This window comes from Streptomyces sp. MUM 203J (assembly GCF_022414595.1).
Classification (GTDB): domain Bacteria; phylum Actinomycetota; class Actinomycetes; order Streptomycetales; family Streptomycetaceae; genus Streptomyces.
The window spans coordinates 150366-165068 of record NZ_JADWYO010000007.1 but is presented as its reverse complement, the minus strand read 5'-3'; the positions used below and the strand labels follow the sequence as shown (position 1 = coordinate 165068).

General features: G+C 72.0%; 12 protein-coding genes. 7 read left to right on the top strand and 5 right to left on the bottom strand.

Annotated elements, in window-relative coordinates; all coding sequences use genetic code 11:
* Positions 1–849 precede the first annotated feature (849 nt).
* From I3F58_RS06895 to I3F58_RS06880, 4 genes are all read right to left on the bottom strand, one after another.
* Positions 850–1644 (bottom strand): LysR substrate-binding domain-containing protein, encoded by a 795-nt coding sequence (locus I3F58_RS06895; protein ID WP_240107338.1) that lies wholly within the window; start codon positions 1642–1644, stop codon positions 850–852.
* A 68-nt stretch (positions 1645–1712) separates the two neighbouring features.
* Complete coding sequence (locus tag I3F58_RS06890; protein WP_240107337.1) at positions 1713–2393, bottom strand: hypothetical protein; 681 nt, start codon at positions 2391–2393, stop codon at positions 1713–1715.
* A gap of 159 nt (positions 2394–2552) precedes the next feature.
* Positions 2553–2993 (bottom strand): DUF6114 domain-containing protein, encoded by a 441-nt coding sequence (locus I3F58_RS06885; protein WP_240107336.1) that lies wholly within the window; start codon positions 2991–2993, stop codon positions 2553–2555.
* Between the two features lies 1 nt (position 2994).
* A complete protein-coding gene (locus I3F58_RS06880) occupies positions 2995–3639 on the bottom strand; it encodes a DUF6230 family protein (protein WP_374207918.1) in 645 nt (214 codons plus the stop codon).
* An 896-nt stretch (positions 3640–4535) separates the two neighbouring features.
* Between I3F58_RS06880 and I3F58_RS06875 the strand changes: the two genes are divergently transcribed.
* Complete coding sequence (locus tag I3F58_RS06875; RefSeq protein WP_240107335.1) at positions 4536–6359, top strand: glycoside hydrolase family 71 protein; 1824 nt, start codon at positions 4536–4538, stop codon at positions 6357–6359.
* A 23-nt stretch (positions 6360–6382) separates the two neighbouring features.
* Here the strand turns inward: I3F58_RS06875 and I3F58_RS06870 are convergent, their stop codons facing one another.
* Complete coding sequence (locus I3F58_RS06870; protein WP_374207919.1) at positions 6383–6910, bottom strand: potassium channel family protein; 528 nt, start codon at positions 6908–6910, stop codon at positions 6383–6385.
* Between the two features lie 268 nt (positions 6911–7178).
* Here I3F58_RS06870 and I3F58_RS06865 point away from each other — a divergent pair, with 268 nt between their 5' ends.
* The 6 genes from I3F58_RS06865 to I3F58_RS06840 all read left to right on the top strand — a co-directional run bounded on the left by I3F58_RS06865 (position 7179) and on the right by I3F58_RS06840 (position 14538).
* Complete coding sequence (locus I3F58_RS06865) at positions 7179–8963, top strand: serine/threonine-protein kinase (RefSeq protein ID WP_240107334.1); 1785 nt, start codon at positions 7179–7181, stop codon at positions 8961–8963.
* Between the two features lie 562 nt (positions 8964–9525).
* Entirely contained in the window at positions 9526–9876 is a 351-nt protein-coding gene (locus tag I3F58_RS06860; RefSeq protein ID WP_240107333.1) for a cupin domain-containing protein, read from the top strand.
* A 197-nt stretch (positions 9877–10073) separates the two neighbouring features.
* Positions 10074–10535, top strand: a complete 462-nt coding sequence (locus tag I3F58_RS06855; protein ID WP_240107332.1) for a peptidoglycan-binding protein — start codon at positions 10074–10076, stop codon at positions 10533–10535.
* A gap of 368 nt (positions 10536–10903) precedes the next feature.
* Positions 10904–11551 carry an alpha-ketoglutarate-dependent dioxygenase AlkB gene (locus tag I3F58_RS06850; RefSeq protein ID WP_240107331.1) on the top strand — a complete coding sequence of 216 codons (648 nt, stop codon included), beginning with the start codon at positions 10904–10906 and terminating at the stop codon, positions 11549–11551.
* A 41-nt stretch (positions 11552–11592) separates the two neighbouring features.
* On the top strand, positions 11593–12654 hold the full coding sequence (locus I3F58_RS06845; protein WP_240107330.1) for a GNAT family N-acetyltransferase: 1062 nt from the start codon (positions 11593–11595) through the stop codon (positions 12652–12654).
* Positions 12655–12792: 138 nt separating this feature from the next.
* Complete coding sequence (locus I3F58_RS06840) at positions 12793–14538, top strand: acyl-CoA dehydrogenase family protein (protein WP_240107343.1); 1746 nt, start codon at positions 12793–12795, stop codon at positions 14536–14538.
* Positions 14539–14703: the final 165 nt, after the last annotated feature.

Here is a 14703-nt window from a genome sequence, read left to right as displayed (position 1 = left end):
CCAGAACAACATCAACTACGCTGACACCAGCCGCATAACCCGTGTCCAGGATTCGGGGTCAAGGCCCGATCACGTCGTACCGCGACGGGGGAACGACGGCGGCGCCGGTGTGGCACATGCTCGTCTCCCCTCGAAGTCGTAGGCCGTAGGCCGTGGATGCGCGTCCGGCCCGGTGGCCGGAGCACGGTGAGTGTACGAACCCCGCGGGCGCACCCGCACCCGCTTTTCACCCCTCAACGGCCGACCGGCGGCGGTACGTGCCGGGCAGCCGGACGAAGGAGCGGGAGAGCGCGTACTGCCGCCGTGGCCGACCGGCGGGCCCACCGTTCCGGGGCGATCGGTCTCGGCTGTCACCGGCCGGGCATGCCGTCGCCCCACCGGCGCACCGAACCGACGGGCCGTGTGGCACGGGACTTCCCGGACGACCGCCGCCGGGCCGGTCCGCGGCGCCACCGGATCCGGCCGGCACGGGACATGTCCGTCCATTCCCCCTCCGGTACACCGTGCCGGGGGAGAGGACGCAGCGTCTCGACGCCCACCCGGTCCTGGGGGCTCCTGGGCACGCTCCCGGCTGCCCGGTCCCGCGTCCGGTCTGCGGTGGCGACCGGGACGTCTTCGCCGCAGGTCCGCAAAGCCGTCCGGTCCGGGGCCGTCGTCCGTCCCGTGGAAACCGCTGCCGCCGACGAGCGGCAACACGCCGTCCCGCCCCTGTCGGGGCGGGACGGGGGCAGTCACGACGGCCCGGGCTCCGCTGTCATCTTCTGGGCGCCCGACGACCGAGGCGACACGCCCCGGTGTGGGAACGCCTTCGCATCACCCGGCGCACCGGGCGCTGTGTGTCGCGCGGATTCAGGAGCGGCGGCGGGGGCGGCCGTGGCGGCCCGAGCCGGACGGCTTGCGGGCGGAGCCGCCGGAGGCCTTGCGCGGGCTGCGACCGGTGGCCGAACCGGAGCCGGACTTGTGTGAGGCACCGGAGCCCTGCGTCTTCTTCCCGGCCTTCGGCTGCCGGGCCTCCGTCTCGGCCTCGGGTGCGCGGCGGCCCCGCGTGCTGTTGACCGTCCGGCCGCGCACGATCCCGATGAAGTCCTCCACCAGGTCCGTGGTCCGCGCCTCCGGCCAGGACAGGGCGACCCGCGACTGCGGCACATCGGTGACCGGCCGGTAGACGAGGTCCCGGCGGTGGTGCAGCCGGGCCAGCGACATGGGGACCACGAGCACCCCCACCCCGGCCGCGACCAGCTCGATCGCGTCGCCGGTGGTGGCAGGGCGCTCGATCGCGGGACGCCCCGGCGGGCGCTCCCAGTCGAGGGTGTCGTCGAGGGGATGGAACACGATCTCGTCGGCCAGATCCTCGGGGGACACCTGGTCCACCGCGGTCATCACATGGTCCTTGGGGATCACGACGACCGTCGTCTCGGTGTACAGGGGAATGGCGCTGAGGTCCGTACGGTCGAAGGGCAGCCGCACGAGACCGGCGTCGCACGCGTGCTCCCGCAGCAGGCCGGGAGCCTCGGCGGCGGACACCGGCACCAGCTCCAACGACACGTCCGGGTACCGCTCCTGCCAGACCCGCACCCACTTCGCGGGCACCACGCCCGGGACGTACGCGAGCCTGAAGGAGAGGGGAGCTTCCGTGCCTGTCACCCGGCCAGGTTACCCGGAGCGGCCCCGCGGTGGCCGCGGGGCCGCTCGGCGTCGTGCCGGTCCGTGTGTCAGCCGGAGACGGTGATCTGCTGGGCCGGGTCGGTGGTGTCGGTCACGGTGTACGTGGCCGTGAAGGCCGAACCGGTCGCGCTGGTCGGGCAGCCGAAGCCGCCGACGACCTTGATCGGGACCGTGGCGCCGGAGAAGGCCAGCGACGACGGCGCGCCGTTGTTCCAGGTCCCCGCGGCCACGGCGGGGCCGTTCGGCGCGGCGGTGACGGTGCAGCTCGCCAGCCCGGACGTCTGGACGACCAGCCCTCCGGCCGGCACGGTGAACGACGCGACGACGGGGGAGCCGTGCTGCATGGACACCGTCCATGCGCCGCTGGTGGTGACCGTGGCGCTGACCCCCCACATGCTGGTGGAGCAGGAGCTGAAGGTCGGCGCGGTGATGGAGCTGGTGACCGGACCGGACGGGTTGTGGTTGCCGGGCGCGGCCGGGACCGAACCGCCCGCGCTGGAGACGGAGCAGGTGACAGTGACGCTTCCGGCCTTGAAGGTGGCCTTGCCGCTGAGCGCGGCGGTGAAGCCGTGCCCGGCGGGCGTGACGGTGGTGGGGCCGGCGGCGGCCGGGGCGGACGGCGTGGGTGCGGCGGCGGACGCGGTGCCCGTGAGGGCCAGCGCTCCGGTCGCGGCCAGAGCGGACACTGAGGCCACGGTTCTGCGGGGGGACGTGATGCGGGTTGCCATGTCGTGCTCTCCTTCGGGGACGGTGTGGCGGGTCGCCACGGGATGCCGGGTGTGGGGGGCCCGAGGGCGGTGGCTCCGGGGTCCGGGCGCGCAGGTGCCCGGCGACGGAGAAGGAGGGGGAGGTGAGGGGTGCGGGCGCGTGTGGCCGGGCGAGCCCGGTCAGGAGTCCTCGGCCGTGGTGGTCACCGGCCGCCAGGCGAACATCGACGCGCCGCCCACGACGCCGAGCAGCGTGCCGATGAGGAACCCGCCCAGATTGGACATGACCAGGGCGGCGGCCGCGAGCAGGGTCGTCACCAGACCGGCCATCGACCGGTACTGGGGCGCCACCCATGCCGAGATGCCTAGCATGATCATGACAATCCCGAGCAGGACGGACGGGACGCCCGCGATGCCCTGATGGAGCATCACCTTGAGCGGCGCGAGCGGAATGGCGCAGATCTCCGCCCCTGCCAGGACGGTCACCAGTCCACCCCAGAACGGGCGGCTCCTGCGCCAGCGACGCCAGGCCAGGCGCGCTCGCGCGGTCTTCCCCGTGGGGCGGACCGCCGGTGGCACGGCCATGGCCGCGCCGTCGTCCTCCGTGACCGGTGACGTCATGTCAGAAGCATTCCTTCTTGCCCTTGGCGACCTTCATGTCCAGCCCGGACAGCTTGAACGTCCCGGCGTTCGTCGCCCAGGCCACCTGCCGCAGCTCGCTGATCTTCACGGTGTCCGCCTGCTGGCCGAACAGGTCCTGCATGCCCTGCGCGCCGTCGGGGCCCTTGTCCAGAGTCGACGCGTCGCGGCCGATCTCGATGTTCGTGAACTCGGCGTCGCCGGACAGCTGGGTGGCGTCCACGAAGAGGCCGGAGGCCTCGACCGGGGAGGACTTCCCCGCGGTGAGGTTGAGTGAGATGTCCCCGATCACCGGCAGCGTCGTGACCACCGACTGGCACAGGTTGCGGAGTTCGGCCTGCTTGATGGCGGTGACCGCGACCGGCAGCAGCTCGCCGCGTGCGTTGCCGTCGATGCTGCCGTACTGGGCGAAGCCCTCACCGGTGAGGCCGTCCGCCGAAACCTTGAACTGCTGTCCGGACACGGCGAATGAGGCGGCCAGTGCCCCGCTCGACAGCGCTATGCCGAGGGCGGCGGTGAGGCCGACGGCCGGAACGGACAGGGCGGCGAAGCGCATCCAGCTGATACGGCCGACGATCTCGCCGTCCGTACCCTTGTCGTGCGTGTCGACATCGGATCTCTTTCTCATGATAAATCCCCTTGTCATAACGAGATCACGTGACTGCTGATCAGGGAGCGCACTGAGAACCGAGAAGTGAGCGGCGAGGCGCCGAAGCGGTGTCCCGCACAGGTGTACTCGCGGGTGTTACCGACGGGTTGAATGTAAGAGTGCCAGTAGGCATTGGCAAGGTCGGCCGTCCACCCTTTTCGGCCCACTCCGCGTGGTGCCGCCACTCGCCCCTCCCGTGCCTCTCTTCTCCCGGCCGTCGCCGGGTGGATGGGGCACGCGCGTCGCTCCGCCCGGCACGCTCACGGGAGACGGTGCCATGTGACCGACCCCGGCCGCTGTCGGCTTCGTTGACCGCGTGTACCGCACCCGGGCCCCCTCCCGCCCCCAGGCCCCTGAGGCGCTGCGGTCCCGTCCCGGCCTGCGTCGAGCCGTACTTTCCGCCGGGGGAGCGGAGCCCGTACCGAAGGCGGCAGTTCCTTTCCCATGGCGGCCCGCTCGTCGAGGGCGCCCGCCCATATCCGCACGAACGCCGCTCGGTTGACGGTGGCACAGGGCGCCGAGGGGCGAGTACCGCTGTCCGGTCGACACACCGTCGATCCGCGCGGAGGCCTGATGGGACCTGCTGCCGGACACGGCCGTCCACCGGCCGAAGAGCGGCGTGGGCGTCCCCGTACGGCAGCGCTGACAGGACTTCTGGACGCCATGGGCCGAGACCTCACCACGGGGCCCGGGAACAGGGCTTGTCCTGTGCCGACACTCATCGGGCCCGGCTCAGGCCGTACGACCTGTGACCGGCTGAAAGGCGACCTCCACCCTGCCTTCCACTTGTGGAGATTGGTTGTCCGATACTTAAACATCCGCTCTACTGCTGTACGAACCGCGTACACAGGTGCGCGGCTGACAGGGAGGCTCGGATGACCACGGGGCACCGCAAGGCCCACGAAGAGCGCGGAGGCGGTCGACGTGGCCGCGACGACCGCACGGCTCGCGGGGCGCGCCGCGGAACCTCGGCGTCGTCGTCCCGTCGGCGCCGCCGAGAGGAGGCCGGGCGCCGCAGAAAGTCCGTCACCCTGGTGACCGTCGGTTTACTGCTGGCGGGCGTCTGCGCGACGGCGGCCACCGCCTGGTCCTGGCACACGGACAGGGACGCCGGGCCGAAGGTCGTCGCCCAGGAGGACGTGCCCGAGGCCAAGGACGGCTCCGGTCTCCTGCCGGAGGCGCCGGCCTCGCCCCGGGCGGGTGAACCGACCGTGTCCAGTACCTCCGCGGCGTCACCGTCCGCGTCGGGCAAGGGAGACAAGAGCGGCAAGGACGGGAAGGACCGCGGTGCCGCGGCGAAGGGCGACGGCAGTCCGGCCCCCGGCTCCGCCGCGCAGCAGCGCAGGACCGGTGGCCCACTGCCGTTCGACATGCCGGACCGGGCCGCGCTCCGGGCCAAGGGCAAGCTGGTCTTCGCCCACTACTTCACGCCGTACCCGCTGTCCCTGGACAACGCGAGCCCGGGCAGCGACTACTACGCGCGCAACTATCTGAACCCGCAGGGCGAGAGCGGCAAGCACAGTGCGTACGGCGGACTGCTGCGCGACCGTCCGATGCCGACGTCCCCGAAGCCGGGCGACTGGGAGCTGGCCAACCTCAAGCAGGAGGTCCGCACCGCGCGCGACGCCGGACTCGACGGGTTCACCCTGGACATGCTGTCGCTGTCCGGCAAGAACTGGGAGCGCAGCAAGGACCTGCTGGCCGCGGCGGGCTCGGTCGACTCCAGCTTCAAGATCATGCTGATGCCGGACATGTCGTCGCTGAGCGGTGTCGACCCGAAGGATCTCGCCGACGCCGTCGCGGAGCTGGGCAAGAGCCCCGCCGCCCACCGGCTCGGCGACGGCCGTCTCGTCGTGTCCCCGTTCAAGGCCGAGGCCAAGAGTGTCAGCTGGTGGACCGGTGTCCTCGACGACCTGCGCGACCGCCACGGCGTCCGGGTCGCCTTCGTGCCGCTGTTCATCGACTTCGGCGCCCACGGTGACGAGTTCATGAAGATCAGCTACGGCCTCTCCGACTGGGGCACCCGCAGCTACACCACCTCGGATGGCGGCTCGCGCGACGCGCAGCGCGCGCACAGCGCGGGCAAGATCTGGATGCAGCCCGTATCCATCCAGGACGCCCGGCCCAACCAGGGCATCTACGACGAGGCCGGCAACACCGCCAACCTCCGCAACACCTGGAACAGCGCCATCGAGAGCGGGGCCGACTGGGTGCAGCTGACCACCTGGAACGACTTCTCCGAAGGCACCCACTTCGCCCCGTCGCTCCACAACGGCCACAGCTACCTGGACCTGAGCTCGTACTACCTCACCCGTTTCAAGACCGGCTCGTGGCCGAAGATCGTGCGGGACACGCTGTATGTGTCCTCCCGCACCCAGTTCGCCGGCGCCGATCCGACCGGGAGCCAGACCAAGGTGATGTCGCTCCGCCAGAGCAGTGCCTCACCCCGCGACCAGGTGGAGGTCGTGGCCTTCCTGACCCGCCCGGCCACGGTCCGCACCACGGTCGGCTCCGCCACCACGAGCACCGACATGGCGGCCGGGGTGCACACCGCCCTCGCGCCGCTCCGTACCGGCTCCGTGTCCGCGCAGGCCGTGCGCGGCGGCAGCGCCGCCACCGTTGTGCGGCTGCCGTACCGGGTGCAGGGCAGCGTGGAGGTCCAGGACCTCCAGTACTACGCCGCCACCAGCGGACGCTGAGCCCGGCCCGCTCGCGGCTCAGCTCACAGGCCGTCGCGTCCGAGGTGGTGCGCCAGTACCCCCCGGACGCGGCGGCTGAAGGCAGTGGCGCCCGCCGTCAGGAAGACGAAGCTGTACAGGATCTGGACGATCGTCACCAGCCGGGCGGTCTGCCCCTGCGGCGTGATGTCGCCGTAGCCGACGGTCGCCAGAGTCACCACGGTGAAGTACAGGGCGTCCAGCCGGGTCTCCAGACCGACGAACTCGCCCGGCGCCCGGGCCAGAGCGTGGTAGCCGCCCGAGAAGACCAGGACCGACAGGCTCATCAGGAACGGGATCACCAGACCCGGCCTGGCGTCCCGCCGGTCTAGCAGCACCGCGCGGATCTGCCGGAGCAGCAGCAGGGCGAGGCCCGCCAGGAGCGTGATGAACACGGTCCAGCTGAGTGTGGGACGGTCCGGGCCCAGACGGTCCAGCGGGAGGCGGAAGTAGCCCGTCACCAGGACCGTGACGGCCGTTAGCCAGCCGGCCCACAGCCAGGCCGGGCGTACGTCCCGCGTCTTTCCCGGCAGGTCCCCGTCCGGGTGTCGCCGCCGCCTCACCGGTCGGTGCCCCACGCCCGGGACCGGTCTCTCGGCAGGTTCTCCACGGCGGCCTCCGTCAGATCCCACAACGCGTCCGGCACAAGCGCGCCCAGCGTCCGTCACCCTCACCTGTCCGCCAAGCAGCCCGGCCGCGCCCCCCGCCGAACGGCTCAGCCGCCGTCGTCACGACGGGGGATCCCCGCGAAGCGTCGCCCTCCGCGCACGCTGTCACTCCCACGGCCTACGATGACCGGCCATGAGCATGAGCGAGTCCGCGAGACGACCCCTGGTCGACGGGCGCTTCGAACTGGTCTCCCGGCTGGGGAGCGGCGGCATGGGCACCGTGTGGCGGGCCCGCGACATCGCACTCGATCGCGAGGTCGCCCTCAAGGAGGTCCGTCCGCCCGACCCCGCTCACGAGGAGGCCGCCCCCGGGCTCACCGCGCAGCTGCGCGAACGCGCCGTCCGGGAGGCCAGGGCGCTGGCGCGGCTCTCCAACCCGCACGTGGTGACGATCCACCACATCGTCGAGCCGCAGGACGGTTCGCACCCGTGGATCGTCATGGAGCTCGTCGAAGGATGCTCCGTGCAGGACCGGCTGGCACAGGGCCCCATGCCCGTGTCCGAGGTCCTGCGGCTCGGCCGCGGGGTGCTCTCCGCGCTCCGCGCCGCCCATGCCGTCGGCATCCACCACCGGGACGTCAAGCCCGCGAACGTCCTGCTCCGCCCGGACGGCGACGCCGTCCTCACCGACTTCGGCATCGCCGCGCTGCACGACCAGACCACCCGGCTCACCGCTACCGGCGACCTGATCGGCTCGCCCGAGTTCATCGCACCCGAGCGGATACGGGGCCAGGAGGGCAACCCGGCGTCCGACCTGTGGTCACTCGGGATGCTTCTGTACGTCGCGGCCGAGGGGCATCACCCGCTGCGCCGCGCCACCAACCTGGCCACCCTCGTGGCGGTCCTGGACGAGCCGATCCCCGAGCCCGTACGGTCCGGCGCGCTGGCCCCCGTCCTGACCCGCCTGCTCGTACGGGACCCGGCGCTGCGCCCCGACGGCTCGGAGCTGCGAGGACTCCTGAAGGCGGCGGAAGAGGCACCGGAGGCGCAGCCGGCACCGGCGGCACCGCCCGCGCCCGTCCCGGGGCCGCAGGTCTGGCCGCTGCCCGGCGGCTCGGCGGCCACGGTCCCGGACAGCGCCGCCGTCCCGTCGCCCGCGCCCGTCCCGGAGCCGCAGGTCCGGCCGTTGCCCGGCGGCTCGGCCGCCACGGTCCCCGACAGCTCTCCCGCCCCGCCGAACGGGACCTTCGGGCCTCCGGTGCCGCCGACCACGCGCCGCCGCCGTGGCCTTCCGATTCTCCTCGCCCTCGCGGCAGTCCTGACCGCGGGCACCTTCGCACTGGTGCGATGGCTGCCTGACGGAGGCACGGGAGGCGCGGACAGGGCCACTGAGAGCCCCGGTCTCGGCGCCCCGGCCGGGGGCGGCCAGGACACCCCTGCCTCCGGACCGCCCGCCACGCCCTCCGAGACCTCTCCGGGACCCGGGCAGTCACCCCAGGCGGCCGCCCCGGAGAAACCCCGCGGCAGCCTGCTCACCACCGCGAACGTCTGGACCGTCATCGACGCGTTCCGAGAGGTGAGCGGCACCACCCGGTTCAAGGAGCTGACGGTGTACGAGGAGTACGCGCTGGCCTCCATCCCCACCGAGCCGGGCGCCCGCACCTACGACCGCTTCGAGTTCCGTGACGGCACCGCCCGCCGCACGGGCGTGGGCGGCACCATCCGGCGCGACGATGCCGACGAGCAGCCTTTCGACGCCGCCGCGCTGGACTGGGACGCGCTCCCGGACCTGATGAAGCGCGGCGAACGCGAACTGGACGTGGAGAATCCGTCGACCCGCTATCTGATCGTCGGCCGCTGGACGTTCAACTCCGATCAGCCGACCCTCCGCTTCTACCTCAGCAACGAGTACCACGCCACCGGCTACCTCGCGGCTGACGGCAAGGGCAAGGTCGTCGCCACCTACCCGGCCACCTAAGCGGCCCAGAACGGTGGCTCCGGCGGCAGAGAAGCCCGTCCAAGGTGTCGCCCTTGAGCCGCGGGTGCGCGAAGGCGCCCCCGCGGCGTACGCCCCTTTGCCGCACTGTTCCTTGTGCTGCCCGTGCGCGAACTCCGCGCCGGGACCGCCGGGTGGTCGGCGGCCGTGCGTCGGGCAGCATCCTGTCCGGGCAGGGCGGCCCGATGCTGCTGATCTCCAGCTCGTGGAACGAGGCGAGGGTCCGGGAGACCGGCGCCCGGTACGGACCGATCGGCATCTGGTCCGCCTTCTCACCGGCGTACGGGCGGCCGGGTCCTCGATGTCCCCCGAGCCGCTCCGGGTGCCCTGGGCTCCCTGCCGGTTCGCGGGCTTGAGCGTGAAGCGCTCCCCCTTCGCGTCGACGACGTACCGCCCGAGGGACCCCGCACTCTCGACACTCCGCCGAGCGGGGGCCGGGGCGCCTCGACAGCCTGTGAGCTCCGGGGACGCCGACGGAACCGTCCTTGACGGTGCTCGGGCCGGGACGGTCTGATGGCGCCCACCCTCAGGAAGGACCACGCACGTGGACGCGAGCTTCGCCCTGCACATCCCGGACGCCGAGCTGGAACCCGAGCCGCTCGACGACGCCCAGATCCTCTCCGGCACGCCCGTCGTGACCGGGAAGCTGCTCTCGGTCTCGGACGACGGACGGCAGCTGCGCGGGATCTGGCAGATCACCCCGGGCGTGGTCACCGACGTCGAGGCGGACGAACTGTTCGTGGTGATCAGCGGCCGCGCCACCGTCGAGGTCGAGAACGGCCCCACCCTCCGGGTCGGGCCCGGTGACCTCGCCGTGCTGCGTGAGGGGGACCGTACGACGTGGACGGTCCACGAGACCCTGCGCAAGGCCTACGCCATCACCCTGCCCCGCTAGCCTCCCGCATCCGCCCCGGACGACCGCTTCGCATCGGCCGATTGGTATCCCTTACCGGTCATTTCCCGGAGCGTTCCCGAACAGCCGTCGCAGACGAAGTAGTTTCACCCTGTACATCAGGAGAGGACGCATCAACGGGACGCTGACGAACGCTTTTTGCGGCGTCCTGTTCCGCCCTGTGACCGAAGGGAAAGCGTATGCGACCGAGTACGTTGACCAGGACGCTCGTCAGTGTCACCGCGGCGGCGGTGCTGGCCGCCGGAAGCCTGGCCGGGGCCAGCACCGCTTTCGCGGTTCCCGCGCCGACGCCGCAGGCGGACACCCATTCCGAAACCGCCGCCCTCGCGGTGGTGAACCTCGGCCTGAGCGGCCAGCAGGCGACCTACGTCCAGTGCTGGCTGAAGGCGAACTGGCGCTACACGGGCCCGCTCGACGGCCTGTTGGGCACCAACAGCTGGAAGGCGTTCCAGCGCAACCTCAAGGCGCACTGGGGCTACACGGGGGCCGTCGACGGCATCGTCGGCAGCGGCACGGTCAAGGCCCTGCAACGGCTGCTCAAGCACAGCTGGGGCTACACCGGTGCGATCGACGGAATCGCCGGATCGGGAACCCAGGCCGCGTTCAAACGGTTCGCCGACGCCAGTCGCGGCTGGTGCTGAGGAAAACCGCTACGAACACATAGGCCTGTTCGGCAGGGCCTGACCTCGCACGGCGTCCGTTCGGCGCGGTGCCCGCCATGGCCGGACGTCGTGAGAACTGCGGTGGTGTCCGCGAACGGGGAGGGCCGGGCGGCCGTCAGCGCTCGGAGCCGGGCGGCACGATGCCGCCGCCGACCGCCCGCCTCCGCGGTGCCTCGCGGGAGCGGTACGCCCCCCCCCACATGGCCACGGCGGGCGGTCGGCTCCGGTGGGTGCCGCACGGGCCAGGACCACCTCGACCTGCGGAAACCGGCCCGGGGAAGGGATCAGTGAGCGGTCACCCCTCACCGATTCGTTCACGTGTTCGTATCGTCTTCTATTCTGGATCCATGACCGCACCGCGACCGGACATCCCCGGCCTCCAGGGCTCCCTGTTCGACCAGGGAGACGAGATCCGCCCCGGCCCGCTGGGCGGCATCCGGCGGACCGAACTGGCGGGCGGAGCGTGGGTCGACCACCTGTCCGGCTGGCTCCGCGGCGCCGACGCGCTGTTCGAAGACCTGGCCGCGCGGGTCCCCTGGCGCGCCGAGAAGCGCGTCATGTACGAGAACGTGGTCGCCGTCCCGCGCCTCCTCGCGTACTACCGCGAGGGCGTCCCCCTGCCGCACCCCGCACTCACCGAGGCCCGTGACGTGCTCAGCGCCCACTACGCGCCCGAACTGGGCGAACCCTTCGTCACCGCCGGGCTCTGCCTCTATCGCGACGGCCGGGACAGCGTGTCCTGGCACGGAGACCGGATCGGCCGCTCGGCCACGCACGACACGATGATCGCGATCCTCTCGGTGGGCGACCCGCGCGACCTGGACCTCCGCCCGCGCGGCGGCGGGGCCGTGGCCCTGCGGCTCCCGCTGGGGCACGGCGACCTCGTGGTGATGGGCGGTTCCTGCCAGCGCACCTGGGAGCACGCCGTCCCGAAGACCAGCCGAGCGGTCGGGCCCCGCATCAGTATCCAGTTCCGGCCCCGGGGCGTGGGCTGAAACCGATGGTGCGGGCATGGCGGGCCCCGTAGGGTCCCGCCATGACGATCATGGATGCGGCTGACATCGACCTGGCGATCCGCGACACCTCCGCCGCGCTGCGCGGCGTGACGGACCGGGACTGGTCCGTCCCGGCGGCCGGCCTGGAATGGAGCTGCCACAACACGGCCGTCCACATCGCTGACGACTTCCTCGGCTACGCCACGCAGCTGACCGGGCGCTCCGCCGACGGATACGTCCCCTTCGGCATCTCCGCCGAGCCGGGCACCTCCCCGGACGGCCTGGTCCGCGTCATCGAGGCCACCGGCAGGCTGTTCTCCGCGGCCGTCCTCACGACACCCCCCGCCGTACGCGCCTGGCACCCTTACGGCGACGCGGGCGCCGACGGCTTCGCGGCGATGGGCGTCGTGGAGGTGCTCGTCCACACCCATGACATCCTCACCGCCCTCGGCGAACCGGACTGGCAGCCCTCCGGGCACCTGTGCACGCGCGTGCTGGAGCGGCTCTTCCCGCACACCCCGCGCGGCGACGACCCGTGGCGGAGGCTGCTGTGGGCGACCGGACGGGGCGAACGCGACGGCCTGCCCCGGCTCGGCGCATGGCGCTGGTACGCCGACCCGATCCGCTCCGAACGGCTCGTCCTGTGCGAGGTCTCGCCCGCTGTCGCGGCGGACCTGTACGGCGGCGGCAGCGGCGGCTTCGCCTGGGCGGCGGAGGGTCCGCCGGAGGGGGCTCGGTTCGCCGCGGGCACGGCCGTGGAGGCGGGCGAGTCGGGCACGTACCGGCCCGGCTGGGGCACGTACGCCATCGTCCGCGCCGCAGATGGGCGCGCCCTGGGGGCCATCGGCTTCCACGCCGCCCCGGACGCCGACGGCTGCGCCGAGACCGGCTACGACATCGTGCGGACCGAGCGCGGCCACGGCTACGCCACCGAGGCCCTGCGAGCTCTGGCCGACTGGGCTTTCGCCCGCCCGGGGTTCAAGCGGCTGCGCGCCACCGTCGACCGTGGCAACGCCCCCTCCCACGCCGTCGTCCGCCGCGCGGGCTTCACCCCGGTCGGAGGCTCGGACGACGGCATCCGCTACGAACTCGCCCGCTCCTGACCGCGCCGGGAGGGGAGGGCCGGCGCAGGCGGGTGAGCCGTGTCTCAACCCGGCGGAGGCGCTTGTTTGTGCAACTAGTTGCATATGAGGATCGGCGGTGTCATGGCCGACGTACACGAGCCGGAAAGGCGGACCTCCATGGCCGACCCGCTGCTGTTCAACCCGCGCACCTACGACCCGGCGCACTTCGACCCCGAGACCCGCAGACTGCTGCGCGCCACCGTCGACTGGTTCGAGGAGCGCGGCAAGCGCCGGCTGATCGAGGACTACCGGTCCCGGGCCTGGCTGGCGGACTTCCTCGCCTTCGCCGCCGAGGAGGGGCTGTTCGAGACCTTCCTCACGCCGGCCGCCGACGCCGTGGGCAGCCCCGGCGGGCAGCGGGAGGGCCAGCGGGACAAGCGGTGGGACACCGCCCGGATCGCGGCCCTCAACGAGATCCTCGGCTTCTACGGGCTCGACTACTGGTACGCCTGGCAGGTCACCATCCTCGGCCTCGGCCCCGTCTGGCAGAGCGACAACGCCGAGGCCCGCGCCCGGGCCGCCCGGCTCCTCTCCGAGGGTGAGGTCTTCGCCTTCGGCCTGTCCGAGAAGACCCACGGCGCCGACATCTACTCGACCGACATGCTGCTGACGCCCGACGGCGACGGCGGCTTCCGGGCCACGGGCTCCAAGTACTACATCGGCAACGGCAACGCCGCCGGACTCGTCTCCGTCTTCGGCCGCCGCACCGACGTGGAGGGCCCCGACGGTTATGTCTTCTTCGCCGCCGACAGCCGCCACCCGGCATACCGCCTGGTCAAGAACGTCGTCGACTCCTCCAAGTACGTCAGCGAGTTCCGCCTGGAGGACTACCCGGTAGCCTCCGAGGACGTCCTGCACACCGGCCGTGCCGCCTTCGACGCCGCGCTGAACACCGTGAACGTCGGCAAGTTCAACCTGTGCACCGCCTCGATCGGCATCTGCGAGCACGCCATGTACGAGGCCGTCACCCACGCGCAGAACCGCGTTCTCTACGGCCGCCCCGTGACCGCCTTCCCGCATGTGCGGCGCGAGCTGACCGACGCGTACGTCCGTCTCGTCGGCATGAAGCTGTTCAGCGACCGCGCCGTCGACTACTTCCGCTCGGCCGGGCCCGACGACCGCCGCTATCTCCTCTTCAATCCGATGACCAAGATGAAGGTCACCACGGAGGGCGAGAAGGTCGTCGACCTGATGTGGGACGTCATCGCCGCCAAGGGCTTCGAGAAGGACAACTACTTCGCACAGGCGGCCGTCGAGATCCGCGGCCTGCCGAAGCTGGAGGGCACGGTCCACGTCAACCTCGCGCTGATTCTCAAGTTCATGCGCAACCACCTGCTGAACCCGGCCCCGTACGAGCCCGTCCCGACCCGCCTGGACGCGGCCGACGACACGTTCCTCTTCCAGCAGGGCCCGGCGCGCGGCCTGGGTTCCGTACGCTTCCACGACTGGCGCGACGCCTTCGACGCGTACACCCGTCTTCCGAACGTCGCCCGCTTCCGCGAACAGGCGGACGCGCTCTGCGAGTTCGTCGCCACCGCCGCCCCCGACGAGGAGCAGAGCCGCGACCTCGACCTGCTGCTCTCCGTCGGGCAGCTGTTCGCGCTCGTGGTGCACGGCCAGCTGATCCTGGAACAGGCGCGGCTGACCGGCCTCGACGAGGACGTCCTGGACGAGCTGTTCGCCGTCCTCGTGCGGGACTTCTCCGCGCACGCCGTCGAACTGTACGGCAAGGACTCCGCCACCGAGCGGCAGCAGGAATGGGCCCTGGGCGCGGTCCGCCGTCCCGCCGTCGACGAGGCACGCTCCGCGCGGGTCTGGTCCCGGGTCGAGGCGCTCTCCGGTGCGTACGAGATGGCGCCCTGATCCCCGTACCGTCACGGCCGTGGAGGACGCGCGCGTCACGGTCGTGAACAAGTGGTGCGCACAGGAGTCTTGACGCCGACAGCCGGGATCGCGATCCTCGGGATCCCGGCACGGCCCATCTGACGACCCATCAGTAGCGGCCGGTTCCACCTCGTGTCCGAGCCC

Bases quoted from the DNA above. Each gene is read 5' to 3' on its own strand.
- I3F58_RS06875 (WP_240107335.1), top strand. From the start codon at position 4,536: ATGACCACGGGGCACCGCAAGGCCCACGAAGAGCGCGGAGGCGGTCGA.
- I3F58_RS06890 (WP_240107337.1), bottom strand. From the start codon at position 2,393: ATGGCAACCCGCATCACGTCCCCCCGCAGAACCGTGGCCTCAGTGTCC.
- I3F58_RS06880 (WP_374207918.1), bottom strand. From the start codon at position 3,639: ATGAGAAAGAGATCCGATGTCGACACGCACGACAAGGGTACGGACGGC.
- I3F58_RS06840 (WP_240107343.1), top strand. From the start codon at position 12,793: ATGGCCGACCCGCTGCTGTTCAACCCGCGCACCTACGACCCGGCGCAC.
- I3F58_RS06865 (WP_240107334.1), top strand. From the start codon at position 7,179: ATGAGCATGAGCGAGTCCGCGAGACGACCCCTGGTCGACGGGCGCTTC.
- I3F58_RS06845 (WP_240107330.1), top strand. From the start codon at position 11,593: ATGACGATCATGGATGCGGCTGACATCGACCTGGCGATCCGCGACACC.
- I3F58_RS06855 (WP_240107332.1), top strand. From the start codon at position 10,074: ATGCGACCGAGTACGTTGACCAGGACGCTCGTCAGTGTCACCGCGGCG.
- I3F58_RS06885 (WP_240107336.1), bottom strand. From the start codon at position 2,993: ATGACGTCACCGGTCACGGAGGACGACGGCGCGGCCATGGCCGTGCCA.
- I3F58_RS06850 (WP_240107331.1), top strand. From the start codon at position 10,904: ATGACCGCACCGCGACCGGACATCCCCGGCCTCCAGGGCTCCCTGTTC.